8 protein-coding genes are annotated in these 8,078 nt (G+C 69.4%); all 8 read right to left on the bottom strand.

Annotated features, from left to right (window positions below; all coding sequences use genetic code 11):
- A partial coding sequence (locus V7050_RS15415; protein ID WP_324410793.1) for an iron-containing alcohol dehydrogenase occupies window positions 1-449 on the bottom strand: 449 nt, incomplete at its 3' end.
- A 3-nt stretch (window positions 450-452) separates the two neighbouring features.
- Window positions 453-1,847 carry an aldehyde dehydrogenase family protein gene (locus V7050_RS15420; RefSeq protein WP_324375579.1) on the bottom strand — a complete coding sequence of 465 codons (1,395 nt, stop codon included), beginning with the start codon at window positions 1,845-1,847 and terminating at the stop codon, window positions 453-455.
- 1 nt (window position 1,848) lies between these two features.
- Window positions 1,849-3,213 (bottom strand): glutamine synthetase family protein, encoded by a 1,365-nt coding sequence (locus V7050_RS15425; protein WP_324369658.1) that lies wholly within the window; start codon window positions 3,211-3,213, stop codon window positions 1,849-1,851.
- A gap of 170 nt (window positions 3,214-3,383) precedes the next feature.
- Window positions 3,384-3,557, bottom strand: coding sequence for a hypothetical protein (locus V7050_RS15430; RefSeq protein WP_324369660.1), 174 nt, complete (start codon window positions 3,555-3,557; stop codon window positions 3,384-3,386).
- Between the two features lie 55 nt (window positions 3,558-3,612).
- Complete coding sequence (locus tag V7050_RS15435) at window positions 3,613-4,248, bottom strand: exopolysaccharide biosynthesis protein (RefSeq protein WP_324369662.1); 636 nt, start codon at window positions 4,246-4,248, stop codon at window positions 3,613-3,615.
- A gap of 275 nt (window positions 4,249-4,523) precedes the next feature.
- A complete protein-coding gene (locus tag V7050_RS15440) occupies window positions 4,524-5,906 on the bottom strand; it encodes a TRAP transporter large permease (protein WP_324410795.1) in 1,383 nt (460 codons plus the stop codon).
- Window positions 5,907-5,945: 39 nt separating this feature from the next.
- Entirely contained in the window at window positions 5,946-6,533 is a 588-nt protein-coding gene (locus V7050_RS15445; RefSeq protein WP_324369667.1) for a TRAP transporter small permease subunit, read from the bottom strand.
- A gap of 81 nt (window positions 6,534-6,614) precedes the next feature.
- The gene (locus V7050_RS15450; RefSeq protein ID WP_324369669.1) at window positions 6,615-7,706 is read right to left on the bottom strand and encodes a TRAP transporter substrate-binding protein; all 1,092 of its coding nucleotides are present in this window, start codon (window positions 7,704-7,706) and stop codon (window positions 6,615-6,617) included.
- Between the last annotated feature and the right edge of the window lie 372 nt (window positions 7,707-8,078).

Raw genomic sequence — 8,078 nt, forward strand, 5'->3', positions numbered from 1 at the left:
GAGCCGGTGCCGGCGGTGGTCGGCACCGCGACCACGGGCAGGGTTCCGGCCGGATCCGCCCGCCTCCACCAATCTCCGACATCCTCGAAATCCCACATCGGCCGGGTCTGGCCGTGCAGGAAGGCCATGACCTTGCCGCAGTCGAGCGCCGAGCCGCCGCCGAAGGCGACCACGCCGTCGTGCCCGCCTGCGCGCAGCCCCGCCAGCCCCGCCGCGACATTCTCCTCGGTCGGGTTCGGCTGGACGTCCGAGAATTCCCCCGCCCCGAGCCCCGCCGCCGCCAGCAGCCCGCGCAGGCGGCCCGCGATCGGCAGGCGGGCGATGCCGGGATCGGTGACGAGGAGCGGGCGCGCGATGCCCGCGGCCCGGCAGGCCTCGCCGAGCTCGGCGATCCGCCCGGCGCCGAAACGGATCGCCGTGGGATAGGTCCAGGTCGCATGCGGGTACATGGCTCAGAGCCTTCTGAGGTGAAAGGACTTCGGCCGCGTCAGGCTCAGGTAGCCGAGCGTGGACAGCGAGGTGCCGCGGCCGGTCTCCTTGCATCCGGTCCAGCAGAGCGCCGGGTCGAGATAGTCGCAGCGGTTCATGAAGACGGTGCCGGTCTCGATGCGCCGCCCGATCGCCGCGGCCCGGTCGGTGTCCCGGGTCCAGATCGAGGCGGTCAGGCCGTAGCGGCAGTCGTTCATCAGCGCGATCGCCTGCGCGTCGTCCTCGACCGCCATGATGCCCACCACAGGGCCGAAGCTCTCCTCCATCATCAGCCGCATGGAATGATCGACGCGGGTGAGGATCTGCGGCGCGAGATAGGCCGTCTCGCCGGTATCGGCGGGAAAGAGCCCCGCATCCACATGCGCCCGCGCACCCGCGGCGAGCGCCTCGGCGATCTGGCCGCGCACCGCATCGGCGAAGCGCAGGCTCGCCATCGGCCCGAGCGTCGTCGCCGCGTCGAGCGGGTTGCCCAGGCGATGGGCCGAGACCAGCGCCGCCGCCCGTTCCACGAAGTCCTCGAAGAGGCTCGCATGGACGTAGATCCGCTCGATGCCGCAGCAGCACTGGCCGGAATTGTAGATCGCCCCGTCCATCAGCGTCTCCACCGCGGCGCCGAGATCGGCATCGGCGCAGACATAGCCCGGATCCTTGCCGCCGAGCTCCAGGCCGATGCCGACGAAGGTGCCCGCCGCGGCGCGCTCGATCTCCTGGCCGCCGCGCACCGAGCCGGTGAAATTGACGAAGTCGAAGGCCCGCTCGCGCAGGAGCTCCGACGACGCCGCATGACCGATGAAGAGATTGCTGAAGAGCCCCTCGGGCAGGTTGGCGAAGGCCTCCGCCAGCCGCTCGCCGGCCAGCGGCGTCTGGCTCGCATGCTTGAGCACCACCGCATTGCCCGCGATCAGCGCCGGCACGATGGTGTTGATGGCGGTCAGGAACGGATAGTTCCAGGGCGCGACCACATAGACGAGGCCGAGCGGCTCGCGCGCGAGATAGCGCCGGAAACGGTCGCTGTCCTCGATCATCGTCGGCGCCAGCGAGGCCGCGGCGATCTCGGCCATATAGGCGGTGCGCTCGCGCACCCCGCCCATCTCGCCGCCGTAGCGCACCGGCCGGCCCATCTGCCAGGCGAGCTCGGGCACGATCGCGTCGTTCATCGCCACCAGCCGGGCGACGCCCTCGCGCACCAGGGCGATGCGCTCGGCGAGCGGCCGCGCCGCCCAGCGCGCCTGCGCCTCCCGCGCCGGGCCGAGCCGGGCCCGGACATGTTCGATCGGCTCGACCGGCCGCGCGGCATAGAGGCTGCCGTCCACCGGCGAGATGCAGCGGATTTCCTCCATGGCGCCGGGCCCCGCCATCTCAGGCCCGCTCGAAGCCGCGGGCGATTTCCCAATCGGTCACGCGCCGGTCGCATTCGGCCTGCTCCCAGCGCGCCGCGTGCAGGTAATGCGCCAAGACCTCCTCGCCGAAGGCCGCGCGCAGCATCGCCGAGCCCTCGAGCGCCGCGATCGCGTCGCGCAGGGTCTTGGGGATCTCGCGCGCCTGCCCGCCATAGGCGTCGCCGCGGAACTCGGGCTCGAGCTCCATCCCCTGCGCGATGCCGTCGAGGCCGGCGGCGATCAGCGCCGAATAGGCGAGATAGGGGTTGAGATCCGATCCGCCGACCCGGCATTCCACCCGGACGGACCTGGTGTCCTCGCCGACGATCCGGTAGCCGGCGGTGCGGTTGTCCGTCGACCAGACCGCCTTGGTCGGCGCGAAGGTCCCGGCCATGAAGCGCTTGTAGCTGTTGACGTAAGGTGCCAGGAACCAGGTGATCGCGCCCGCATGGGCGAGCACGCCCGCGAGATACTGGCGCATCAGCTTCGACATACCGTGCGGCTCGGCCGGATCGTGGAAGGCGGGCCTGCCGTCGAGCGTCCAGAGCGACTGGTGCACATGGCTCGACGAGCCCGCCGCCTGGGAGGAATATTTCGCCATGAAGGTGACCGAGCGGCCCTTGGACCAGGCGATCTCCTTGCAGGCGTTCTTGACCAGGACATGGGCATCGGCGGCCGAGAGCGCGTCGGAATAGCTGACGTTGATCTCCTCCTGGCCCGCGCTCGCCTCGCCCTTGGAGCATTCCACCGCGATGCCCGCGGCGTTCAGCCCGGTGCGGATCGCCCGCATCACCTCTTCCTCCTTGGTGGTCTGGAAGATGTGATAATCCTCGTTGTAGGGGCTGACCGGCGCCATGCCGCGGTATCCGGCGGCATGCAGCTCGCCGTAGGAATTGGCGAAGAGGAAGAATTCGAGCTCCGAGGCCATCATCGCCTGCAGCCCCGCCTCCTTCAGCCGCGCGATCTGGCGGCGCAGCATCGCGCGCGGCGAATGCGGCACCTCCGCATGGGTGTGGTGGTCGAGCACGTCCGCCAGCACCAGCGCCGTGCCCTCGAGCCAGGGGATCCGGCGCAGCGTGGCGAGGTCGGGGCGCATGACGTAATCGCCGTAGCCCGCCGCCCAGCTGGTCGCGGCATAGCCGGGCACCGTCTCCATCTCGAGGTCGGTCGCCAGCAGGTAGTTGCAGCCATGGGTCTCGCGATGGGCGCTCGCGAGGAAGAATTCCGCCTGGAAGCGCTTGCCCATCAGCCGGGACTGCATGTCGACGAGCGCCACGATCACCGTGTCGATCGAGCCCGCGGCGACGGCCTCCTCCAGCTCCGGAAGCGTCAGTTTTCCCTGCATTCCCAGCCCCTCGAGGCATGTCGCGCCACGCCCGGCCCCTTTGGGACGCTAGCCACGCGCCCCCGTGCTGGCAACAGAATTCGGCCCCGCGCCGGGGCGCGGGCGGGCGCTGCCCGTGCTGGCGCATCGGCCCGGGTCCAGGGCCCGATCGGTTCACGCGGAGGGCCGTATCAGAGGCAGACGCCGCCGATCACCACGCCGCCGTCGCCGCCGTCGTCGCAGGGCGTCAGCACCACCGGGCTCGCCGCGGGGCTCGGCGGCGGCGCGTCGCGGGCGGGCTCCCGCCCGCCGCATCCCGCAAGGAGCGCGGCCGAAGCCAGAAGCAGGACAGGCCCGATGCGCATGCGGTCTCTCCTTGTGGTTGCGGCGCCCGACCCTCGCAGATCGCTCCGGCTGAAATCAAGGCGAAACTGGCCCGCGATGCGTCAGGGCATCGACCCCCATCAGCAGCGCCGTGGTGACGCTCGCGGTGACGAGGATCGCGACCACGCCCAGCACCAGGGCGGCGACCACCACGGCGCCGTCCCGCTCCACGAGGCCGATCCCGGCGAGCAGCAGCGCGATCGCCGGAAGGTAGGAGCTCAGCGGGATCGGCGCGAAGAGCGCGACGGCCACGAGGAGCAGGAAGACCCCCAGGCCGCGCTCGGCCCGCGGCGTGAACATCGCGGCGTAGCGCGCCCGCACGATGCGCTCGATCGGACGCATGAGCGGCCCGAACCAGAGCACCCTTCGCTGGAACCGCTTGCGGCTGATCCGGCGCCGCATCACCCAGTCCGGCAGCCAGACCTGCGGCAGCCCGAGCGCCATCTGCCCGGTCAAGAGGATCAGCGGGATCGCGGTGACCATGTTGGAGCCGATCGGCATCGGTAGCATGCTGATCAGCGCGAAGAGCACGATGCACCAGCCGAAGGAGCGATCGCCGAGGCCGCGGATCAGCTCGCCCAGCGACATGTCCGGCCGGCGCTCGGGATCGCGGGCCGCGCGCACCAGCCGTCGCGAGAGCCCCCGCCGGATGGCATTGCCCAGGCGGATCATCGGCGCGGGCCCCGAATTCCCTCGATCACGATCCAGCCCCTACCTCCGCCCCGGCGGCGCACCCTTCCCGGCATTTGCCGGCGTCGCGGCAACGAAGGCAAGCCCGGCAGGAGCGCCGCGCCCGGGGCTATTGCATTTGGGTTTCATCTTTCTCTCCGGCCGGCCCGCCCCAGGGCGAGGCCAGCACCCGGAGGGGCGGGGCGGCGGTGCCGGGCCTGCCCGGAGGGAGTCGCCCCGCCGGATGCAATTCCCCGGGGGCCGCGCCCCGGACCGGCTCAGTTGGCGACCGGGGTCGCCGAGGCGCCGAACATCACCGAAGGCAGCCAGAGCACGATCTGGGGGAATTCGAAGACCAGCGCCACGGCGAGCACCTGGCAGAGCACGAAGGGCACCACGCCGCGATAGATGTCGAGCGTGGTGACCTCGGGCGGCGCCACCCCCTTGAGATAGAAGAGCGAGAAGCCCACGGGCGGCGTCAGGAACGAGGTCTGCAGGGTCACCGCGAAGAGCACCACGAACCAGATCAGCGGAAAGCCGAGCTCGGTGATCACCGGGGCGACCAGCGGCAGGATGATCAGCGAGATCTCCAGCCAGTCGAGGAAGAACCCGGCGACAAACGCGATGCCGAGGATCACCAGCACGATGCCGTTCGGCCCGAAGGGGATCGAGCGCAGCGAATGGGAGATGAACTCGTCGCCGCCGAGCTGGCGCAGCACCACCGCGAACATGGTGGCGCCGAGGAAGATGCCGAAGATGAAGGCGGTGGTGGTGGTGGTCTTGAGGCAGACGTCCTTGAGCGTCGCGAAGTCGAGCTTGCGGTTGGCGAGCGCCAGCAGCGTCGCGCCGAAGGCGCCGAGCCCGGAGGCCTCCGTCGGCGTGGCGATGCCGAAGAAGATCGAGCCGAGCACCGCGAGGATCAGGAGGAACGGCGGCAGCACCGCGAGCAGCGTGTCGAAGATCAGCCGCCCGGTGATCGGCTGGAGATTGCCGGGCTTCGGCGCGACGCCCGAGAACCGCGCCGCGACCAGCACGAAGAGCACGTAGATCAGCCCCAGCAGCAGGCCGGGGACGAGCGCGCCGAAGAAGAGCTCGCCCACCGACATCGAAAGCTGGTCGGCCATGATGATCAGCATGATCGAGGGCGGGATCAGGATGCCGAGCGTGCCCGCCGAGGCCACCACGCCGCTGGCGAAGCCCTTGCCGTAGCGATGCTCCATCATCACCGGCATGGAGAGCATCGCCAGCAGCACCACCGAGGCGCCGACGATGCCGGTGGAGGCGGCCAGCAGGATGCCGATCAGCCCCACCGCCAGCGCCAGCCCGCCGCGGAACCGTCCGAAGAGCTGCACGAAATTGGTCATCAGCTTCTCGGTGACGCCGGAGCGCTCCAACATCAGCCCCATGAAGACGAACATGGGCAGGGCGACGAGTATCCAGTTCGACATCTGCGCGTAGATGCGCTGGACGAAGATGCCCCAGATGCGGAAATCGGTCAGGAAGAAGGTGTCCCAGCCCAGGACCTCCGAGCCGAAGACGCCGATGATCGAATAGAGGATCGCGGTGCCGGCCAGCACCCAGGCCACCGGAAACCCGGTGAAGAGCAGGGCGATGAAGGTCAGCAGCATCGCGATGACGATGAATTCGTAGGTCTCGAGCATGGAGCTTTCCCGCGATGCTGGTTCCGGCCCGCGCCGGGCTCAGATGTCTTTCGGCGGCGGCGTGCCGAAGAGGAACGAGGTCACCCGCAGCAGCCGCGAGAAGGCCGCGAGCCCGAGATAGACGAAGGCCAGGATGATCACCGCCTTGATCGCCCAGCGGTTGGCGAGGCCGCCCGGCGCCGCGGAGACCTCGTTGAGCTCGTAGGCCCGGAGCACGAAGGGCCAGGCCTGCCAGATGATGATGACGCAGAGCGGCAGCACGATCAGCGCCAGCCCGAGGAACTCGATCCAGGCGCGCGTGCGCCGCCGGAAGCGCTCGGCGATCACGTCGACGCGCACATGGCCGTCCTGCTGCAGGGTGAAGCCGATGCCGAGCATGAAGCCGATGGCATAGAGATGCCATTGCGCCTCTTCCATGGCGATGAAATTCGTGCCGAAGACGTAGCGCAGGGCAACGTTGATCACGATGAGCAGGATCAGGACCACCCAGATCCAGTTGAAGACCGCGGCCAGCCCGGCGATGAAGCGGTCGATGGCGTCCGACAGCCGGGTATGGGGAAAGTCGAGCGCATGGCCCCGCGCGCCCGCGGATTCGACGGCTCCCACATCGATCTTGAATTCCGGCATGCCGCCCCCGCCGCTCGCTCGGTGGGACCGGCCCGCGACCCGGGCCGGCCGGTGGTCCTCAGCAATCCCTGCGGATGCCGGTCACTGGGCCTCGTAGACGTTCTCGCGCAGCCAGTCGCGCGGGAGATAGCCCTTCTCCTTCCACGGGGCCAGTTCCTGCTGGAACTCCATCATCGAGGCATAGACCTTGCCGAACTGCGCGTCCTCGGCGGATTTGCGCTCCATCACCGTCTTGGTCGCGTCGTAGAAGGCCTTGAGCGTGGCGTCGTCGTACTGGCGGACCTGCACGCCCTCGGCCTCGAATTCCTTGAGGATCGCGCCCTGGAGCGCCTCGGCGCGGGCGATGGAATAGGTCATGCCCGCCATGCAGGCCCCTTCGAAGAGCGCCTTGGTCGGCTCCTCCAGCCCGTTCCAGACGTCGAGGTTGACATAGAGGAACTGGTTCGTGGAGGGCTGGTGCCAGCCGGGCAGGTAGTAGTTCTTGGCGACCTGGAAGAAGCCGAGCTGCTTGTCGACCGTGGGCAGCGAGAATTCCGTGGCGTCGAGCACGCCGGTCTCCAGCGCCTGGTAGAGCTCGCCGCCCGGCAGCAGCGTCACCGACATGCCGAACTCGCCCATGATGTCGCCGCCCACGCCGGCGGCGCGGAACTTCATGCCCTTCAGGTCGTCGACCGAGGTGATCTCGTTCTTGAACCAGCCCGCCGCCTCGGGGCTGATGGTGCCGCAGGGGATCGGATAGACGTTGAAGGGCGCGAAGGTCTCGTTGAGCAGCTCGCGGCCGCCGTGGAAATACATCCAGGCCATGAAATCGGTCGATTCGAGGCCGAAGGGCGTCGCCCCGAAGAGCGCGGAGGCCGGCACCTGCCCGATCTCGTAGCCCATCCAGGAATAGCCCGCGTCGATCGCGCCCGTGGAGACGTTCTCGAAGATCGAGAGCGCCGGCACCACGGTGCCCGGCTCGGCGATCTGCAGGGTGATGTTGCCGTCGGACATCGCGCTCAGCTGCTCCGCCACGAAGGGCAGCGTGTCGCCCAGCGCGGTCAGGGTCGAGGCGAAGGAGATCGGCACCTGCCAGCGGATCCTCTCCTGCGCGCCGGCCGCCCCCGGCAGGACCGCCGCCGCGGCGACGCCGGCGATGGCCGTGGCGCCCAGAAACTTCGAAAACTCGGACATTTAACGCATTCTCCCTGTTGTTCTGTAAGTCATGCCGTCCAATAGAAGCCGACGAATCCCGAGTCAACGCCCGCAACTCCGGGATCCGGCCGGCTTCCACGGCCTCCATGGCGCGGATACGGCTCGCCGCACCGCGCCGGGACGCCACACGCTACCATTTTTCTACTTTGCATCAACAACTAATACCGCCGTCGCTTTCCCCCGACTGCCGGCGCGGTTCCGGGCCGGATGTCGGGAGGCGGCGGCTTCCCGGTCCGACACGGGAATTGTATCCGGCAAAGGCACCCCTCCGCTCGAGTTCCGGGCGCGCCCGACCCCACCTTCCCGCCCGGCGGGCACCGCCGGGCAGCGCCCGCCCCGCCCCCAGGCGGG

This window comes from Amaricoccus sp. (assembly GCF_036846665.1).
GTDB lineage: Bacteria > Pseudomonadota > Alphaproteobacteria > Rhodobacterales > Rhodobacteraceae > Amaricoccus.

Bases quoted from the DNA above. Each gene is read 5' to 3' on its own strand.
- V7050_RS15450 (WP_324369669.1), bottom strand. From the start codon at position 7,706: ATGTCCGAGTTTTCGAAGTTTCTGGGCGCCACGGCCATCGCCGGCGTC.
- V7050_RS15445 (WP_324369667.1), bottom strand. From the start codon at position 6,533: ATGCCGGAATTCAAGATCGATGTGGGAGCCGTCGAATCCGCGGGCGCG.
- V7050_RS15425 (WP_324369658.1), bottom strand. From the start codon at position 3,213: ATGCAGGGAAAACTGACGCTTCCGGAGCTGGAGGAGGCCGTCGCCGCG.
- V7050_RS15435 (WP_324369662.1), bottom strand. From the start codon at position 4,248: ATGATCCGCCTGGGCAATGCCATCCGGCGGGGGCTCTCGCGACGGCTG.
- V7050_RS15420 (WP_324375579.1), bottom strand. From the start codon at position 1,847: ATGGCGGGGCCCGGCGCCATGGAGGAAATCCGCTGCATCTCGCCGGTG.
- V7050_RS15430 (WP_324369660.1), bottom strand. From the start codon at position 3,557: ATGCGCATCGGGCCTGTCCTGCTTCTGGCTTCGGCCGCGCTCCTTGCG.
- V7050_RS15440 (WP_324410795.1), bottom strand. From the start codon at position 5,906: ATGCTCGAGACCTACGAATTCATCGTCATCGCGATGCTGCTGACCTTC.